An 18342-nucleotide genomic window follows, 5' to 3' on the forward strand; every position below is an offset into this window, starting at 1 on the left:
CAAAACAAGAAAACCACTCAGCTATAATTTTAAGTCGATCTGTTTTTGCATTGATACTGATAATAAGTTATAACTTTTAAAAAAAAACTATGAGAATTATAAAGTCAATTTGTGTAGTAACATTATGTGTTTTATCCTTCAATTGTCAAAATGACGATGACAACACAACTGAGATAATGGACCAAATACCAGACCCAGAATTGACAGATAATGTTGAAGTGTATGTTGGCAACTTAATCGACAATAGTTACACACTTGCCGTAGAAAATGGAGGAACAAAGTCCTACTTATTAGATAAGGCGGGAAATAGAATTAAAGAATGGCAATTTGATGATAATCTTGGCAATGATTTAGAATTATTATCTGAAGGAAAACTTCTTGGTATTTTTAAATCAGACAACCCATCGATTGCATTTGGTGGTTATGGTGGAAAAGTTAAAATCATTAATCCTGATAATAGCATAGACTGGGAATATGAATATTCTTCAGAGGACTACATCTCACATCACGATGCTGAACTTTTACCAAATGGCAACATACTTTTTATAGTTTGGGAAAAAATTGACGCCATAGAAGCTCAGGCAAATGGATTCGTGACTTCGGTTCCAATTTATCCAGAAACACTAATTGAAATCAATCCATCAAATAACCAGGTTGTTTGGCAATGGAGAAGCTTTGACCATCTTATTCAAGATTTGGATAATACACTTTTAAATTATGGAAGTGTTAGTGAAAACCCGCAACGCATAGATTGCAATTTTGATATTATTGATAATGGTGACATTATGCATGCCAACGGACTAGATTATGATGATGAAAAAGATGTGATTTATCTGAGTGTAAATTATTACAGTGAAATTTGGGTTATTGATCATAGCACAACCACAGCACAAGCTGCAACGAGCAATGGAGGAAACTACAATAAAGGGGGTGATTTACTTTATAGGTTTGGTAACCCTTCTGCTTATAAAAACACGGAAGGCACAAGACTGTTTTACAATAATCATTTTCCAAATATTTTGGAAGACAATGAACCAGGTGAAGGTAATATTTTAGTGTATAACAATGGTAGCAACACTGCCCAATCTATTGTTTACGAATTAGATATGCCAAATGACTTTAATCTCATTCCAAATGCAAATAATGAACCAAATATAGTCTGGAGTTTTACAGATCCAGATTTATTTCATGGACGAGTTTCTGGTGCGGTTCGACTCAAAAATGGAAACACTTTAATTGCTGAAGGCGACTATGGTTTTTGGGAAGTAACCACCGATGGAAGTATTGTATGGAAATATAACGGAATAGGAGTGAATTTCTGGAGATGCTATAGCTATGACTTAGATGACCAAGAAATTCTTGATTTAAACCTTGATGAAGAATAAGACAAGTTTACAATACAAGAAACCCGATTCTATTTAACCAGAATCGGGTTTCTTGTTGTAAAACATTACATTATTCCAAATCGAATCGCAATCCCATTGACACATTATGTTGATCTACTAATTGATTTTTAAATAATGGATTCAAATCGTATTTAGCATAAAGAGATATTGGACCAAAACCAACATAAGCACTTAAACCATATACTAAACTTGAAGCATTAAAGTCTCGTCTTGATTTGTCTTTCACGAAATCTCCATCTTCCTTATAACGCAACTTTCTTTGTGTTGCTAATCTCACACCAGCATAACCACCAATTCCAACTTTAAACTTATTATCGGTAAAATAACGGATTCTATTACCATAATCTTTTAACCTAGAAGGACCAAATTCAAAATGAACAGGCAGTACTAAATTTGTCATTCTAATTTGAGATTTCCTAAGATCTACAGGAAATTCTTCAAGTACTGTTTCATTTCCATCTTGCACAAAATAAAGATTATCTTTTACATTGAGTTTATTCCATTGAAATGAGAAACCATAATTAAGTCTAGCAAAATTAGAAGTCTTAGACAAACGTGTTTCCCAGATCCAGCCTAACTCTACAAATCCGGAACCACCAATTTCGTATGGTGTATTACTTAAATCTTGTCCTTCGCCAATAGCGTTGTTAAAGCCTATTGCAAAAAATAATTTGTTACCAGTTCGGATATCATACTTTGGTGGTTTTCGTTTCCCATTGGCTAAGTCAATTAAAAACCCATTTGAACCAATCGAAATTGACATAGAATTGTTTTCTTCTACTGTTATATGGTTAGTTTCAGGATTTCGTTTTAGAAGACTAATTTTGGCATCAATAATTGCGATACGATCTTCAATATTGGCCGCGTGTTTCATCGCAGCTTCTTTTTTAAGTTTTTCGGCCTCAGCACTAGTGATCTCACCTCTATCTAAACGTTGATTAATCGTTTCGACTTCTTGCTTCAAAAATTCACGTTCTTCATTTGCTATTGCTTTTTTTGCTTCTTCAAGCTTATCGATTTTTAAACCATTCTCACGATATGGAATAGTGTCCTTAGCAATTGAATGTTCTTGTTGTTCCTGTTGTTCTTGTGCAGTGATTGTGCTTGTAACAAGACATAGAATAAGCAGCACTACGTGTTTAGTAATAGTGTTCATAATGTTGTAATTTAATTGATGTTTGGATTTAACTTTTCGTTTTTTGTTTGATGATACTAGTTTAGTTACGTCGCTCGACAACTGCAGTTTTTACCGAATTATAACTTGATTTTAAAGCTTCAAATACTTTATCTCTAAACGATTGGTCTAATTCTACTTCAACGTCTTGAAGTAATGCATTGGCATCTACCGTTTTGGTTGTTTCATTATATATACGTTGCTTTAAAATTTCTCGTTGCGCTTGTTTTAAAAGCGAATCAATTTCTTTATTTGTTACTGATGACTCGCCACCTGCACTAAGTTGTTGAATTTCGGCAACTACTTCTTTGATTTTTATGTCTTCTAAAGACATCACCTTAACAAGCTTATTGTCTTTTATATCTTCTTTAGATTTCTCAAGAGAAGCAACAACCTCTTTTTGCTCTTTTAACTGAAGTTTTGCGTTCTCTTTTAATTCTTGCTTAGGCAACTCCATAGTATTTTGTTCGGTCTCGGAAGTAATTTCTGTTGTATTTGCTAGGTCCACTTTTTCGTTTTCTGAATTTGTTATAATGTCTTCAATAGCAACAGCATCTGTATTCAATTTTGGATTACTTTGTGTATTTGTTTCAGTTTCGACTACAATAGGTAATTCTTTGACATCTTCAGTATTTTTATAAAACTGAGTTGTTATAAGAATTACACCTACAATACTTGCTGCAATACCTAACCACCAAAATCTAGTGTTATACTTCGTTTTGTCTTCTTTATCTAATCTTTCTGCCAAGGTATTCCAGGCATCTGATGATGGTTCTAAAGTTCGATTTTCGAGCTTGTCCTTCAGCTTATCTTCAAATTTAATTGGTGCCATAACTCGTTTTATTTAATTCTTTAATTTTTTTCTGAAGCATTTGTCGTGCTTTAAATAATTGTGACTTAGAAGTCCCTTCTGAAACATTGAGCATTTCAGCTATTTCAAAATGTTTGTAACCTTCTATAGCATACATTACAAATACCATTTTGTAACCTTCTGGAAGGTCATCAATTAATTGTTGAATTTGAGCCACCTCAATTTCAGTATTGATATTATTAGAATGATCTTGAGGAATTGTAACATCTTCAATAGAAAACTCTACATTCTTTTGTTGTCTAATAAAGGAAATCGATTCTCTTACCATTATTTTTCGCAACCAGCCTTCAAAACTTCCTTGATGCTTAAAATTTTTCAAATTTGTAAACGCTTTAAAAAAACCATTAAGCATAACAGACTCAGCATTTTGAATATCCTTTATATAATACCTGCAAATACTTAGCATTTTAGGTGCATGTACCTTATACAATTCGTGTTGTGCTTCACGATCATTTTTAGCTGCTTTTTTTAAAAGTGCAGTATTGTTATTATGTAATTGAATAACTTTCAAAAGGTACTTATTTAAGTCTTCTATTTATAAAGACGCAAGAATTATGCAAATGGTTGCTTGACTACGAAAAAAATTATTTTTTTCTGTCTATAACATAGCTAACCATAAGTTGTAGAGCAGATTTATATTGAGATTCTGGGTACATATTAAGAAGTTGTAAAGCTTCGTCTTGAAACGATTTCATTTTGCTAACAGCATATTCTAATCCGTTATTTTGTTTAACAAAAGTAATAACTTCCTTTACTCTCTTTTTATCTTTATTATGGTTTTTAATTGAATTAATCAACCACTTTTTTTCTTTTTTAGTGCAGTTATTCAAAACATGAATTAAGGGCAAGGTCATTTTTTGTTCTTTGATATCAATACCAGTAGGCTTACCAATAGCTTCATCTCCATAATCGAACAAATCATCTTTAATTTGAAATGCCATACCTATAAGTTCTCCAAACTTTCTCATGGTATCAACATCTGTTGAATTTGGTTTTACTGAAGCAGCGCCAAGACTACAACAGGCAGCAATTAATGTTGCCGTTTTTTGTCGAATAATATCATAGTAGATGTCTTCTGTAATATCGAGTTGTCTTGCTTTTTCAATCTGGAGTAGTTCGCCTTCACTCATTTCTCTAACTGCAACCGAAATGATCTTGAGCAAATCAAAGTCATTATTATCAATAGAGAGTAACAAACCTTTAGATAATAAATAGTCGCCAATAAGGACAGCAATTTTATTTTTCCAAAGGGCATTTATTGAGAAAAACCCACGTCTTCTGTTACTATCATCAACAACATCATCATGAACTAAGGTCGCTGTATGAATTAATTCAATAACTGAAGCGCCTCTATACGTTCGTTCACTTACTTGACCATTATCGACCATTTTTGCAACTAGAAAAACGAACATTGGGCGCATTTGTTTCCCTTTACGGTTTACAATGTAATGCGTAATTCGATTTAATAACGCAACCTTACTTGACATAGAAAGTAGAAACTTTTGTTCAAAAAGTTCCATTTCGTAAGCAATGGGTTGTTTTATTTGTTCCGTTATTTTCAATAGAGTTGTCTTGAATTGCTAAATTACTAATTAAGTTAGACTTGTTTTGCTTGGCTTGTAATTATTAGTTAAATAAAACATGTTAAAATTATTCACTTTTATTTTTTTGTATATTGCTGCTTGATTAATCCAAAATTTATAATCTTATGAAAAAAATTACTTTATTATTTTTATTATCAATTTCATTTTCTTTTGGTCAAGTACTAAGTGAAGATTTTGAAGCTGGTTTAGCAGTTCCTTTAGATTGGACAAATAACGACATCGCTGGTGGTGGAGAAACTTGGACCGTTGCTACAGGAGGAGAAGCTGTTGGATTCGCGCCACCTAACACACTTTATTACGACAATACTATTGTAGGCAACTATGCTTTGTTTGATAGTGATGGATTTGGAGGAGCACCTTCTCCAGCAGAAGAAGCTGCTCTTGAAAGCCCAGCTTTTGACGCCACTACCATAGCAGGAACTATACAGTTATCTTTTGATAATTTCTTTACTGCTGGTTATGGTGGTGCAGGATTTGTAGAAGTTTATGATGGATTTTCTTGGATTCAAGTAGCATCGTATGCTGGTGCAGATCAAAATGCGTCTTCAATTGGACTTGTTGAAATAGATGTTACAGCAGAATTAGCTGCCGCAACTAATGCACAAGTTAGATTTAGATGGGTTGGAGATTATGCTTGGGGATGGGCTATTGACAATGTTGTTGTTGATCAAGGTCCTTCTTGTTTTGTACCTTCTGATTTTGTTGCAGAGTCAATTACTAGTACAACATTTGAATTGAGCTGGATGGATGCAAACCCAGGAACTTCTATGTGGGAATTCGAAATTGGTCCTGAATTATTTACTCAAGGAACTGGAACACCTATTACAGGAGTTACTGGATCACCTTATACATTTATGGGCTTAACACCTAATACGGTTTACGACTTTTACATGAGAACTAATTGTGATGGTGGTAATGGTGATAGTGACTGGGTTGGACCGCTTTCATTTAGAACCTCTAGAGATTGTGTTGCTGATGCTTCATCAACTTTCAATACTAATGACTTCGTAGATGACACTATTCTTGATTGTTTTGACTTTGAAGACACTGATGGAATTAGCCCAATATGGTCTTTTAATACAGGTATAAACGATTTAGATGGTGATGGAGCAACTGATCAATTCTTAGTTGTATTTCCACAAGGTGCTGGAGAAACTGAAAAAGATGATTGGTTATTTTCACCTCAAATAAATATGACAGCAGGTAATAATTATCCTATAAGCGTTATTTATAATGCATTTGACTTAAACTCTGTTGCCAATGAAAGTTTTGAATTACTTATTGTTGATGAGCAATCTTCAACTGCCGCTTACCAAAATGTATTAGGTACGTACAGTAATGTTGCTCAAAGTGGTGTTTTTGGTGATACAGGAGGAAATGACTTAATAACTCAAGCTAATACTGCATTTGAAACGTTCTCACCTCCAGGTGATGGTGCCTATTATGTTGCAGTAAGAGCTACATCAACAGGATCTGCTAATTTATTAATGGTTCTTAATATTATCGTAGATGAAACTTTAAGTTTAACTGAATTTGATTCTAATAACTTTAGCTATTCATATAATAAGAACACAGATCAATTGACTTTAGAATCTTCAAATTCGACTTTCGATGCAATTGAAATGTTTAGCATTCTTGGACAAAACGTTATCTCTAGAAAATTATCTAATCAAAATGAGGTGATAGATTTATCAAGTTTAACAGATGGTGTTTATTTAGCTACTATTAATATTAATGGAAATAGTAAGACGATTAAAATATTAAAGCAATAATAGTATCGTTATATCTTTAAATGAAAAGAGCTACAATATGTAGCTCTTTTTTTTATGACTTGTTTCTATATAGAGTTTTGTCAACACAAGCAGCCATTTCAGGCTTATTCATGTCTACTCCAATAAAAGAAGTAACTTTATCTATGGCCTCACTAGTATTCTCTAACACATCTTTGTAGTTTAAATACATAATTTCAACACCAGGTTCTTTATTCTTCCAAGTCTCCACATTTATCAATTGCTTTTTAAAAGCTTCAAATAATTTAATTGGTAAATCATCTGGGTTTTTTCCAATCATTATCTGTTGGGATTTAATAATCTCATTCAAATCCCTATTCATAAAGATAATCTTATAGCGGTATTTAGAATCTAAAAATTTAAGTAAAGGCGCAACCACTTTCACCGATTTATTCTGAGCTTTTTCTAACCAAGAATTATCTTTGTGAATTGACATTACTGGATCATATTCAAAATAGCCTTTAGGATTTGACTTGTCTGCTTTTCTGTTTTCATCAGTCAACACATTTAGTCCTCCACTATTTAACATCTGCATCATTAAAGATGTACCTGATCTTGGTAAACCAGAAACGATTACAATTTGATCTTTTTTATAAGCATTTGATTTTTTATCCACTAAATGAACCGTCTCAATTAATTTATCTTCTATGTTTTCAAGTGCTTTTTCTGCATGATGAAAAGTTTTGGGTGTTAATCTAGAAGCCGTTTCATAAGCTATTTTAGCATTTTCAAGATCGCCAAGTTTTTCTAAAGCTCGTCCTAAAACATAATGTGCTTCTGAATAATATTTTACCAATTCCAGGCTTGTCAACGCCGATTCCACAGCTTCTTCATACTCACCTAACTCAATAAAATTCTCTGCTAATGCCTTATGAAATTTAGCTTTATCTGGTTCAATTTTTATTGCGCGATCATACGCATTTTGAGCATCTGAAAATCTCCCTAGACTATGATTTATTACTCCAATTCTATACCAAATTTCAGAATTGTTAGTTCTATTATCATCTCTTGCATCTTCAAGTACTTTTAAGGCTTTAAGTGTTTTTCCATTACCTAATAATATTGCAGCCTCAGTAAAGAACAGCGCATATTTAACATCTGTTTTTATACTTTTTAGCGTATCAAGGTACGACTGCGCTTGATCATATTCCTTTTTTTCGAGACTTAAGCCAACTAGATCCATATAGTATGCGCTGATATCAATAGGCTCTTTTTCTTTTATAAGTTCTAATAATATCTCTTTCGCTCTTTCATGGTTTTTTTTACCCATGTGAACCCTTGCCAAATTATGCTTTAAATCACACTTGGTTTTATTAACAGCATTTTCAATTTTCTCATCTGGTCGTTCTATATAACCTAATTCGATAAGTTGCTCCATAGTTTCTTCATCTGAAAAAGTATCAGAACTTTTCTTCTTATCTAACTCGGCAAAATCTCCTTCAACATCTTCCCAGCTTTTTATATATTTTACATCTTTTGTCTCTTTAAAAATATCTAAAGCGACTTTACCATCCATGTCCTCTCCAACAGGAAGGTTAAAATGGTGCAAAATTGTTGGAGCAATATCAATTAATCCTAGACCATACACCTTTTCATTCTTTTTAATATTTGGACCCATAGCAACAAACATTCCAAATTGTCTATGATCCATGGCAGCTGCAGCTTGTACTTTTGGCATTACTAACAGTCGTTTATCTCCAGATTCGAAACCATGATCAGACATGACAATTACGGTTGTATCATCATCAACTAACTCAAGAGTTCGCTCTAACATCATATCTTGGAAACGGTAAGAACCTACTACAGCATCTTTAAAAATCTCATATTGATCTTCGTAAATTCCTTTAAGTTTTGGAGGATAAAATTTCATATAAGAATGACAGAAATGATCAATTAAATCATAATATACTGCCATAAAATCCCATTCGGTAGTTCTTAACAGTTTCGTAGTTGCATTATGAATAGATACGTTTTCAGAAATAATTTTAGCTATTGGAGTTAATCCTTTATTCTTTTTTTGATCAATTTTAGCTGCAAGAGGAATAAATGGTAAAACATGCTCACTTGTTATTTCATATGGAAACATTCTTAAATCCTTAAAATCTTTCTCAGCATTTTTTGGATGAATAGTTCCATTAGCCATAGGTTTTTGCTTTTTTGGATCTAAAGATACCTTTTGAAACTTATCAGTAATTACAACACCATTAATAGGTTCAGCAGGAAAGCTAGGCCACCAACCTACTAAATTACTTTTATAGCCCTTGTTATGAAGAATATTCCAAATCGCTCTAACCTTTCTTGAATTAACGGTAACTGGTCGTACACCACTATTATCTTCTAATGGTTCTATAAAACCTAAAACACCATGTTTATCTGGTGTTTTACCAGTAGCGACAGAAGACCAGAGCATAGGCGAATAAGGAGGATTCATAGTACTCATGTTTCCATAAACACCATTATCAATCATTCTTTTTAGGGTTGGCATTTCACCTTTAGCTAATAATGGTCCAATAATTTTCCAATCCGCAGCATCCCAACCTATTAATAACAGCTTATTTTTCTTCATCTAATAGGTCTTTTTTAGATTGTTTTTTTAATTCTCTCCATGCCACAAATGCAATGTCTCCATAAGCCAATAAGCCAAGATTACTCTCTAATGGTATGTCTGAAACACTAATTGTCAACTTATTATCATTGTTAAATTTCTTTTTTACCATTTGCGTAATTTGTGTTTTAAAAATTAATTTAATATATTTAAAAGTTATCAATCTTTTTAAGAACCAATAAAATCAAAAATATATGAAAAAAACTACTTCTGAAAAACTTTCAAACAGACTTTTAAAATATAGTGCTTTTTCTGCCGCTATATTAGGAACAGCTAATGCCAGTGGACAAATTGTTTACACTGATATTGCTGATGAAACAGTCTTACCAGGCAGTTCTTATTCCTTAGATTTAAACAACGACCTTCTAGGAGATTATTTATTCACAATTAATTCAGCTGCTAATTTTGCATTTATGCAACCTGTATCTGGGACTGCTGCAACAATGTATAACTCTAATGGTTTTGTTGGATTTAGTTCTGCTCCTTACAATTATCCTTCAAATTTAGCTGCAGGAACTGTAATAAATGGAACTAGTGGAATTTTCTCTGCAAGAGGAGATTTTAACTACAGTAGTTGTGGTTATCCTGGGAGTCAATTTTGCGATGGATTAGATGGCTATGTTGGATTGCATCTCGTTGTAGGTGTTAACACGTATTATGGCTGGGCAAGAATTCAAGTTGCCACAGATACAGCAAACATGATTATTAAAGATTATGCTTATAATACGACGCCTAGTGAAGCCATTGAAGCAGGACAAACTACTTTAAGTATTAATGAATTTTCGATTAATAGTATTAAAGTTGTGGCCTTAAATAAAAGTATTGGTCTTTATAATTTGTCACAAGCAACAGATTACAGACTTTTAGATATTTCTGGTAAATCTATACTTGATGGCACTACAAATGGTGAAAGTCATGTTATAGAAGCTAACGGTATTGCAAATGGTATTTATATTATTGAGATATCTGACAGGAATTCAAATTCAGTTATTCGCAAGAAAATTGTTTTATAGTCCATATTTATCATAAAAAAAGCGACCAATTGGTCGCTTTTTTTATGATTTATTTGCTAACTGCCCACAAGCAGCATCAATATCTTTTCCTCGTGAACGCCTTACGGTTACGGTAATGTGATTAGCTTCTAAAACTGACACATACATATCTAGTGCTTTTGTATTGGCTTGCTGAAACTCTCCATCATCGATTGGATTATATTCAATAAGGTTAACCTTACTTGGCGCAAACCTGCAGAATTCAACTAAAGCTTCAACATCTTTTTTGGTATCATTAATTCCGTCCCAAACAACATACTCGTATGTAATTCTATTTTTAGTTTTGGCATACCAATATACTAGAGCTTCTCTAAGATCTTTAAGGGGGAATGTTTCATTAAATGGCATTATGGAAGTGCGAATGTCATCAATTGCAGAATGTAATGACACAGCTAACTTAAATTTCACCTCATCATCAGCCATTTTTTTTATCATTTTAGGAACACCAGAAGTAGATACTACAATTCGCTTTGGTGACATTCCTAAACCATCAGGAGATGTAATCTTATCAATTGCCTTTAGTACATTATTATAATTCATAAGAGGCTCTCCCATTCCCATAAACACAATATTACTTAAGGGTCTGTTATGATATAATTTGCTTTCTCTATCAATGGCAACGACTTGGTCATAAATTTCGTCCGGATTAAGATTTCGCATACGCTTAAGTCTAGACGTTGCACAAAATCGACAATCTAAACTACAACCAACCTGACTTGAGACACAAGCTGTTGTGCGATTCTTAGCAGGAATTAATACAGACTCTACAATTAAACCATCATGTAAACGAACCGCGTTTTTAATGGTTCCATCTGAACTTCGTTGCATCTGATCAACCTTAATATGATTAATTGCAAAATTACTTTCTAACATTTCTCTGGTCTCTAATGAAATGTTAGTCATGTCTTCAAAACTATGAGCACCTTTACTCCATAACCATTCATAAACCTGATTACCTCTAAACGCTTTATCTCCTTGACTTTCAAAAAAGTCACGTAATTGTTCTTTGGTTAATGCTCGTATGTCTTTCTTTTTTATTTCCATGTATGCTTTACAAAATTAAGTAAATTGATGCACTCCTATCTAGCAAAAATAAAGCCTTATCGTTATAGACAAGGCTTTATAGTATTTAACTATTGATATTAATAATCGTGAGATCCTGAAATAAATTCAGGATTAAATAATTAACATCGCGTCACCATAAGTGTAAAAACGATACTTTTCTTTAACTGCAACTTCATAAGCTTCTTTAATGAAATCATGTCCTGCGAACGCAGAAACCATCATCAACAAAGTAGATTTTGGTGTATGAAAGTTCGTAATCATACTATTAGCAATACTAAATTCATATGGAGGAAAAATAAACTTGTTTGTCCATCCAGAATATTCATTTAATGTTCCACTTGAAGATACTGAACTTTCAACAGTTCGCATTGCAGTTGTTCCTACAGCACAAACACGTCTTTTTTCAGCTATTCCTCTATTAATTACTTCTGCAGCACCTTCTAAAATTTCTATTTCTTCACTGTCCATTTTGTGCTTTGACAGATCTTCAACCTCTACTGGATTAAACGTCCCTAAACCAACATGAAGTGTTACTTCTGGCAAATGAACACCTTTAATTTCAAGGCGTTTCAATAAATGTTTTGAAAAGTGTAAACCTGCAGTAGGAGCAGCAACTGCACCTTCTTTCTTAGCAAAAATAGTCTGATAACGCTCTTCATCTTCAGGTTCAACATCTCTTTTTATATACTTAGGTAATGGAGTTTCTCCTAGTTCTGTTAACTTTCTTCTAAACTCTCTATAAGACCCATCATAAAGAAAACGAAGTGTTCTACCTCTAGATGTGGTGTTATCAATAACTTCAGCAACTAAGGTATCATCATCACCAAAATACAACTTATTCCCAATTCTAATCTTTCTTGCTGGATCAACTAAAACATCCCAAAGACGTTGTTCTTCATTAAGTTCTCTAAGTAAAAATACTTCTATTCTTGCTCCAGTTTTTTCTTTATTTCCATACAAACGTGCAGGAAATACCTTTGTATTATTCAAGATCATCACATCATCTTCTTGAAAATAGTCAATGATATCTTTAAAAAGCTTGTGTTCAATAGTTTTGTTTTTTCTATCTAAAACCATTAACCTCGCTTCATCTCTAATATCTGAAGGGTGTTCAGCTAATAATTCTTCTGGTAAATTAAATTGGAAGTGTGATAATTTCATGTATTATATGTTTTTTTAGCAAGGTGCAAATATACAATCTCAAAGTAGGCGTTGTCAAGTAAATAGGCAGTTATTATTTAGAAATTTTAAAACCCAGAGTTTTTAGGTCTTTCCAAAACGTCGGAAATGATTTTGAAACGACATTGGCATCGTTAATTTTTAAGGACGTTTTTAACGCTAGTGGAGCAAATGCCATTGCCATTCTATGGTCATTATAGGTGTCAATCGAAACAGATTTATTCAAGTTTTTACATGGCATTAAATGAAGTGCATCTTCAGTGATTTCAATTTGTCCTCCTAACTTTTCAATCTCAATTTTTAAAGCTTCTAAACGATCTGTTTCTTTAATTTTTAAAGTATGTAAACCTGAAAGCTCACATTCAATACCTAAGCCTAAACATGTAACTGCAATGGTTTGAGCAATATCTGGTGAATTATTGAGGTTATACGTTTTTGGACTGAAATTATTTGTCACTTTACTCAAAACAATAGAATTATCATTAAACCGTGTTTCAATTCCGAAATCTTTATAAATCTCACTTAAAACAGAATCTCCTTGCAAACTATGCTGTTTATAGGAAGCTAATGTAATCTGAGTTCCAACAGGACTTAAAGCAGCAATACTATAAAAATAGGATGCAGACGACCAATCTGATTCTACAACTATAGTGGGCTTTTCACTTTTAGTTGCTTTTGGAAATACTGTTATCACATGATCTTCAAATTTTGTCTTAACTCCTATTTGATTTAGTAAATCTAAAGTCATATTAATATACGGAACAGATGTAATTTCTCCTTGAAGCGTAAGCATTAGTCCGTTTTTAAGTTTAGGAGCTATAAGCAATAAAGCTGAAATGTATTGGCTACTCACATTTGCATTTAGTGTGACCTTATTTTTACTTATTTTTTGACCATTAATTTGTAATGGAGGACAGCCTTTGTTTTCTAAATATGAAATATCTGAACCAAGTATATTTAGTGCATCAACCAAAATTTTTATTGGACGTTCTTTCATTCTTGGCGAACCTGTTAAGACTACCTTTTTGTTGTCTTGAGTTGCAAAATATGCCGTAAGAAAGCGCATTGCCGTTCCTGCATGATGAATATCGATAATAGCTTCTGACGTTTGTAATGCATGTTGCATCACCTTGGTATCATCACTATGAGAAAGGTTTTTAATCGTTATTTCAGGAAACAATGCTTGCAACACTAGCAATCTGTTAGATTCACTTTTCGAACCTGTGATAATGATTGAGGATTGAAGATTGGCAATTGAGGATTTTTGAAGCACAACGTTCATCGTTACTTCAATTTTTGATTATTATGATGTCTATCGTGATCTCGCTTTGTTTTTATATCCATTTTCTTATCAAAAGCTGCTTGAAGATCAATTCCTGTTTGATTTGCTAGGCATAACACTACAAACATAACATCTGCCAATTCTTCTCCTAAATCTTTACCCTTATCACTTTCTTTCTCGCTTTGCTCTCCATAACGACGCGCAATAATTCGAGCTACCTCTCCTACTTCTTCTGTAAGTTGCGCCATATTAGTAAGTTCATTGAAATACCGAACACCGTGTTCTTGAATCCAATCATCTACTATTTTCTGGGCGTTTTTTATTTGCATTTTATATTTTTTTGAGCATTATCTTTTCAGCTTGAGTTTCGATAATAGATGTATAAAAGTTTTTAAATATTTCATAATCATTAGAAAGCACTAAAGACGTCTTCATTTCAAAGTTAATGGTTAGCTGAAGAAATCTGCCATTTTCATTAACCAAATATGTAAATTCACCTTGACCTTCATTAAATTGGATTTTTTTACTTTGAGGAATCGATTCGACTTCATAGCCTTCAGGAAGCATAATATTAATCACATACTTATCATTAAACGGATACGACAAATCTATAGGATATGATCTTTTTTCTGCTTTGAAAGGGTTCTCTTCGGAAGCTAAAAACAACATTGGCGTAAAATACAGGTTATCTCCTACTTCTTCAATTTCATTAGTTGTTGAATAATTATAAGTTAAATTTATTGGTTGAGAAACATTTCTAGCATTTTCAATTTCTAGTTCTGACACCACGAGTTCTCCATTATTACGCTCAACATATTTGATATATTCTTCAGGATTAGCATCGGCAAACCTGTTTCTAAACTGTTTAGCAACATAATCTGTTTTTTGATTTCTTATTTTTCCTTCAATTGAAAAATCAGGATTTATTTTTGCATTCAAATAGGTGACATCTGAAGATACAACGTTAGGTTGTAATTCAATCCAAGTTGATCTTCCATTATCCAAAATCAATCTACCTTGCCAATTTAAGGTTCTAAGTGGTAAAGTATTAAACGTACTATAAGATTCTGTGGCATCAAGTAGTGCGCTAAAACCATCGCCTTGTATAATGCAAATCACATAATTAAAACCTTGTCGTGTTGGAAATAGCGGAATACCATTATTTTTAGTACTTATCAATACTGGGTTGGCATTAATACCAGCATATCGAAGCATCGATATAAGCATCAGATTAATATCTGCAGAATTTCCAGAGCCATCATTATAGGCTTTTTTAACACCAGATTCACTTGTAAAGCCATAAAATTCATTCCATTTTACTTTAGATTTAACAAAATCAAAAATTAAGGCTGCTTTTTCAATAGGATTGGTAACTCCAGAAATTAAAGCATCAACATCCTCATCAAAATAATTTGTTTTGGAGAGTTGATCTCCAAAATCTGGATCATCATATATGTTTTTCGTTATTTGTTCCCAAGATGTTGAATACGTCTTATATGGTGTATTAGGAAAGGTGGTCATACTTAACTCCATTATTAATTTTGAAGCATAATTATCTAAGTTGTCCACTAATGGTTCATCTTTAAGCGCTGGCACATTTGTCGCATTACAAGAAATCACATTATCAAGATAGTTTGATTTAGAACTACTAAACGTGGATGCTCCAGCCCCAGTACCATTGCTTTGTTTACTCGTAAATGTAATTGATTTATTAGCTTTACTGTTAACTAAATTAGGCACATAAGCCGCTCTAGGGTTTAAAAGGTTATTATAAACTAAGTATTCTGGCGTACTTACTCTTAATTCGTAAGTCTTAATTGGGATAGAATATTGAAAATAAATATCATCAATTTGTGTATATGGTGACATAATCTCATAGACATATTCAATAACTGAACCTGCTTTAACATTAGGCATCGTAAAAGATTTATACTTCCAGTATTTATTGGCAATCTCTTCAAAAATACCATCCTTTTTTAGTTTTTCTTTTTCTACATCGCCATCAACTAAATTGTAGGTGTAGCCTTTTAATTCTTGTAAATCTTCACTATTTGATGCAGACCTATTGTATAGTCTTATTTTTTTAGTCGCCCAATTGAAACCTTCATTGTTGTAAATTTTGATGCGTTCGTGAACCTCTACAATTTGGACAAATCCATCACTTTCTCTATACTCAAATCTTACATCATGCTTTTTATACAATACCGTAGCATTAGCAGAGGTGTCATTTGGATTTATAGTCTCTTTTAATTCTTCTTCAGACACTTTACCATATTTAAAATTTTGAGCTTGAAATGATAGTGTAATACCTAGCATTAAACAGACAATGATGGTTTTCATTTTTGTTAGGATTTTGAGATTAAAACTATTTTTGACTTATCGAGTTTTACAACATTAGCTATAAAGTCTCGAAAAGCTTTGTACTCTTCTTTAGGATAATATCCTTTGTTAAGACTATAGGTTCTTTTATAAAGCAGTTCGGTTTCAGATACTTTTTCTATTGAAAAAGAATAACTCCCAAACTTATTTTTAACAGTAATATCCTTAGGTTGAGCTTCAATTTCTAATGAGCCATCAATCGTAATTATAAATTCATCTTGGTCTGTGAAACCACGATCAATTTCAAAATCTAAAGTTCGTTTTTTGTAGCGTGTTGGAGTACCTGTGACCTTATTAAAAATGTTAGGCTCAAACAGAAAACGTTTGCCACTTTTGGCTGCATAATTTTTAGCACTTAGGGCTACTTTTTCTGTAAAAACAACATTGTCTTTATCATTTTCAAAAACCATCGAGGTAATATTCAAATCATTGATATAATCCCAATACTCTTTTAAATTTAATTCCTGATCATTTGAAGGTAGAGTTTGAATCCCTTCATGTAAGGCATATTGATAACCAGAAGTTTTGATTGTTACATTGGCATCTATTGCACCTTCCTTTGAAAAAAGAATGGATGCAGTTGTATGCTGCAAACTTTCTTCTGCGCTATACGAGGTCGTATGCACAATTTTACCACCATCTGGAGTTATTACTAAAGCATCTCTATCATCCGTCCAATTAGCTATATAACCAAACGGATTGGTTTGACTTGTACATTCGAGCCATATATAATCTTCCTCTTTCTCACTTGGAATACACAATACAGCGTGATTACCTTCAGTTGCAGAAAATTCACTATCAATATTGGTTATATTTCTAGCTCCATAAATAACCGCATAATTAGCTTCTACACCAACCTCTTTTAGCAAGGCTTTTGTATAGTTAGATAAGCCTTTGCAATCTGCATAACCTAATCGATCAACATCTTCGGCTAACATAGGTTTCCATCCGCCAATCCCAATTTGAACACTAATATATCTCGTCTTATTTTGCATGTAATTGTAGACTACTTTTGCTTTTTCTCTATCACTTGTGACACCTTGCACAAGGCTTTTAATTTCAGATTTTACAGCTTCTGGTAATTCTTCAGTACCAACTAATAATCTATCGTGCATCCATTTACCAAAATCTTGCCAATTGGTATTAACACCTTTTACGCCTTCCATTTCAAACTCTTTCAAGGCTACTTTTAAATAAGGTGCAAACGACCTAAATGATGGACTATAGGATTCTGGTTTTAACGATTTTAAGTTTTTAGCAGAATAATGAAAATCACTATGCTTTTCAATAGCATAGTTTTCAAAATTTGAAGTTTTTATTTTTATGTCCACATCAGACTCGTTACTTATTTTATATTCCGAAAACTGTGTGCTAGAATAAAAACCATCTAAAGGCATCCAACTAGGAAAAAAGGCAGTTGAATTATATTCAATTTCTGTTTCTAATAAAATTGAATACGGATACGTAATTGGTGTATAATCTAAATATTTAAAACGAGTATCTGAATACAATGTGCTACCACTTACAGCGCTTACATCTTGAAAGTCATTTTTTTTAATCTTTTTTAATTCTTTGCCAAAAGCATCAAAAACTTTTACTTCTAGTTTTTTAATATTTGTGTTAGAATCATACTGAAAAGCCGCTCCATAATCGTCATTTCCTTTCTTATTTAAAATAGTAATTAACCGCGTTTTAGTATATATGTATTTATTGTAAGCTTTGACTTCTATATTGGTAACATCATATCTCACCACCGAGTTAGACTTTTCAATAAGTTCGGAAGGAATTAAAATGGATTGGAACAAGGCTTCCTCTTGTGACATTGAAGATAATGACAAAAGAATAAAGCTGAGTGTAAGCAATATATTTTTCAGCATTTTGATAGTTAGTTGTATTCCAAATGTATAAATAAATGAATGAGAATAAAATTTTAAA

At 32.7% G+C, this 18342-nt stretch carries 15 protein-coding genes; 3 read left to right on the forward strand and 12 right to left on the reverse strand.

The window, feature by feature from the left end; all coding sequences use genetic code 11:
• Window positions 1-89: 89 nt before the first annotated feature.
• Window positions 90-1385, forward strand: coding sequence for an aryl-sulfate sulfotransferase (locus tag VOI25_RS07250; protein WP_323788389.1), 1296 nt, complete (start codon window positions 90-92; stop codon window positions 1383-1385).
• A 70-nt stretch (window positions 1386-1455) separates the two neighbouring features.
• Here the strand turns inward: VOI25_RS07250 and VOI25_RS07255 are convergent, their stop codons facing one another.
• From VOI25_RS07255 to VOI25_RS07270, 4 genes are all read right to left on the reverse strand, one after another.
• Entirely contained in the window at window positions 1456-2562 is a 1107-nt protein-coding gene (locus VOI25_RS07255) for a hypothetical protein (protein WP_323788390.1), read from the reverse strand.
• A 61-nt stretch (window positions 2563-2623) separates the two neighbouring features.
• A complete protein-coding gene (locus VOI25_RS07260; protein ID WP_323788391.1) occupies window positions 2624-3412 on the reverse strand; it encodes a hypothetical protein in 789 nt (262 codons plus the stop codon).
• Window positions 3399-3962, reverse strand: a complete 564-nt coding sequence (locus VOI25_RS07265; protein ID WP_323788392.1) for an RNA polymerase sigma factor — start codon at window positions 3960-3962, stop codon at window positions 3399-3401. Before VOI25_RS07265 ends, VOI25_RS07260 begins: the two co-directional genes overlap by 14 nt.
• Before the next feature lie 73 nt (window positions 3963-4035).
• Window positions 4036-5013 (reverse strand): polyprenyl synthetase family protein, encoded by a 978-nt coding sequence (locus tag VOI25_RS07270; RefSeq protein ID WP_323788393.1) that lies wholly within the window; start codon window positions 5011-5013, stop codon window positions 4036-4038.
• 146 nt (window positions 5014-5159) lie between these two features.
• On the opposite strand from VOI25_RS07270, the gene VOI25_RS07275 reads away from it, so the two are divergent.
• The gene (locus tag VOI25_RS07275; protein ID WP_323788394.1) at window positions 5160-6827 is read left to right on the forward strand and encodes a T9SS type A sorting domain-containing protein; all 1668 of its coding nucleotides are present in this window, start codon (window positions 5160-5162) and stop codon (window positions 6825-6827) included.
• 52 nt (window positions 6828-6879) lie between these two features.
• Here VOI25_RS07275 and VOI25_RS07280 read toward each other — a convergent pair whose 3' ends face one another.
• The gene (locus VOI25_RS07280; RefSeq protein WP_323788395.1) at window positions 6880-9411 is read right to left on the reverse strand and encodes an alkaline phosphatase family protein; all 2532 of its coding nucleotides are present in this window, start codon (window positions 9409-9411) and stop codon (window positions 6880-6882) included.
• Window positions 9398-9562 (reverse strand): hypothetical protein, encoded by a 165-nt coding sequence (locus tag VOI25_RS07285; RefSeq protein ID WP_323788396.1) that lies wholly within the window; start codon window positions 9560-9562, stop codon window positions 9398-9400. The genes VOI25_RS07280 and VOI25_RS07285 overlap by 14 nt, the downstream gene beginning before the upstream one ends.
• A gap of 82 nt (window positions 9563-9644) precedes the next feature.
• Here VOI25_RS07285 and VOI25_RS07290 point away from each other — a divergent pair, with 82 nt between their 5' ends.
• A complete protein-coding gene (locus VOI25_RS07290; protein ID WP_323788397.1) occupies window positions 9645-10463 on the forward strand; it encodes a T9SS type A sorting domain-containing protein in 819 nt (272 codons plus the stop codon).
• Between the two features lie 42 nt (window positions 10464-10505).
• On the opposite strand, the gene rlmN is transcribed toward VOI25_RS07290, so the two are convergent.
• From rlmN to VOI25_RS07320, 6 genes are all read right to left on the reverse strand, one after another.
• On the reverse strand, window positions 10506-11546 hold the full coding sequence (rlmN, locus tag VOI25_RS07295) for a 23S rRNA (adenine(2503)-C(2))-methyltransferase RlmN (RefSeq protein WP_323788398.1): 1041 nt from the start codon (window positions 11544-11546) through the stop codon (window positions 10506-10508).
• A gap of 132 nt (window positions 11547-11678) precedes the next feature.
• Window positions 11679-12728, reverse strand: coding sequence for a tRNA preQ1(34) S-adenosylmethionine ribosyltransferase-isomerase QueA (gene queA, locus VOI25_RS07300; RefSeq protein ID WP_323788399.1), 1050 nt, complete (start codon window positions 12726-12728; stop codon window positions 11679-11681).
• A 73-nt stretch (window positions 12729-12801) separates the two neighbouring features.
• Window positions 12802-14028 carry a 3-phosphoshikimate 1-carboxyvinyltransferase gene (gene aroA / locus VOI25_RS07305; protein WP_323788400.1) on the reverse strand — a complete coding sequence of 409 codons (1227 nt, stop codon included), beginning with the start codon at window positions 14026-14028 and terminating at the stop codon, window positions 12802-12804.
• A 2-nt stretch (window positions 14029-14030) separates the two neighbouring features.
• Window positions 14031-14357, reverse strand: coding sequence for a nucleotide pyrophosphohydrolase (locus tag VOI25_RS07310; protein ID WP_323788401.1), 327 nt, complete (start codon window positions 14355-14357; stop codon window positions 14031-14033).
• Window position 14358: 1 nt separating this feature from the next.
• Window positions 14359-16368 carry a DUF3857 and transglutaminase domain-containing protein gene (locus VOI25_RS07315; protein ID WP_323788402.1) on the reverse strand — a complete coding sequence of 670 codons (2010 nt, stop codon included), beginning with the start codon at window positions 16366-16368 and terminating at the stop codon, window positions 14359-14361.
• A 5-nt stretch (window positions 16369-16373) separates the two neighbouring features.
• On the reverse strand, window positions 16374-18284 hold the full coding sequence (locus VOI25_RS07320) for a DUF3857 domain-containing protein (RefSeq protein ID WP_323788403.1): 1911 nt from the start codon (window positions 18282-18284) through the stop codon (window positions 16374-16376).
• Window positions 18285-18342 lie beyond the last annotated feature (58 nt).

It is taken from the genome of Psychroserpens sp., assembly GCF_034670085.1.
Taxonomy (GTDB): domain Bacteria; phylum Bacteroidota; class Bacteroidia; order Flavobacteriales; family Flavobacteriaceae; genus Psychroserpens.

Excerpts from the sequence above, each read along its gene's own strand:
- aroA (WP_323788400.1), bottom strand. The coding sequence starts at position 14,028 with ATGAACGTTGTGCTTCAAAAATCCTCAATTGCCAATCTTCAATCCTCA.
- VOI25_RS07315 (WP_323788402.1), bottom strand. The coding sequence starts at position 16,368 with ATGAAAACCATCATTGTCTGTTTAATGCTAGGTATTACACTATCATTT.
- queA (WP_323788399.1), bottom strand. The coding sequence starts at position 12,728 with ATGAAATTATCACACTTCCAATTTAATTTACCAGAAGAATTATTAGCT.
- VOI25_RS07250 (WP_323788389.1), top strand. The coding sequence starts at position 90 with ATGAGAATTATAAAGTCAATTTGTGTAGTAACATTATGTGTTTTATCC.
- VOI25_RS07280 (WP_323788395.1), bottom strand. The coding sequence starts at position 9,411 with ATGAAGAAAAATAAGCTGTTATTAATAGGTTGGGATGCTGCGGATTGG.
- VOI25_RS07320 (WP_323788403.1), bottom strand. The coding sequence starts at position 18,284 with ATGCTGAAAAATATATTGCTTACACTCAGCTTTATTCTTTTGTCATTA.
- VOI25_RS07285 (WP_323788396.1), bottom strand. The coding sequence starts at position 9,562 with ATGGTAAAAAAGAAATTTAACAATGATAATAAGTTGACAATTAGTGTT.
- rlmN (WP_323788398.1), bottom strand. The coding sequence starts at position 11,546 with ATGGAAATAAAAAAGAAAGACATACGAGCATTAACCAAAGAACAATTA.
- VOI25_RS07310 (WP_323788401.1), bottom strand. The coding sequence starts at position 14,357 with ATGCAAATAAAAAACGCCCAGAAAATAGTAGATGATTGGATTCAAGAA.
- VOI25_RS07255 (WP_323788390.1), bottom strand. The coding sequence starts at position 2,562 with ATGAACACTATTACTAAACACGTAGTGCTGCTTATTCTATGTCTTGTT.
- VOI25_RS07260 (WP_323788391.1), bottom strand. The coding sequence starts at position 3,412 with ATGGCACCAATTAAATTTGAAGATAAGCTGAAGGACAAGCTCGAAAAT.
- VOI25_RS07275 (WP_323788394.1), top strand. The coding sequence starts at position 5,160 with ATGAAAAAAATTACTTTATTATTTTTATTATCAATTTCATTTTCTTTT.
- VOI25_RS07290 (WP_323788397.1), top strand. The coding sequence starts at position 9,645 with ATGAAAAAAACTACTTCTGAAAAACTTTCAAACAGACTTTTAAAATAT.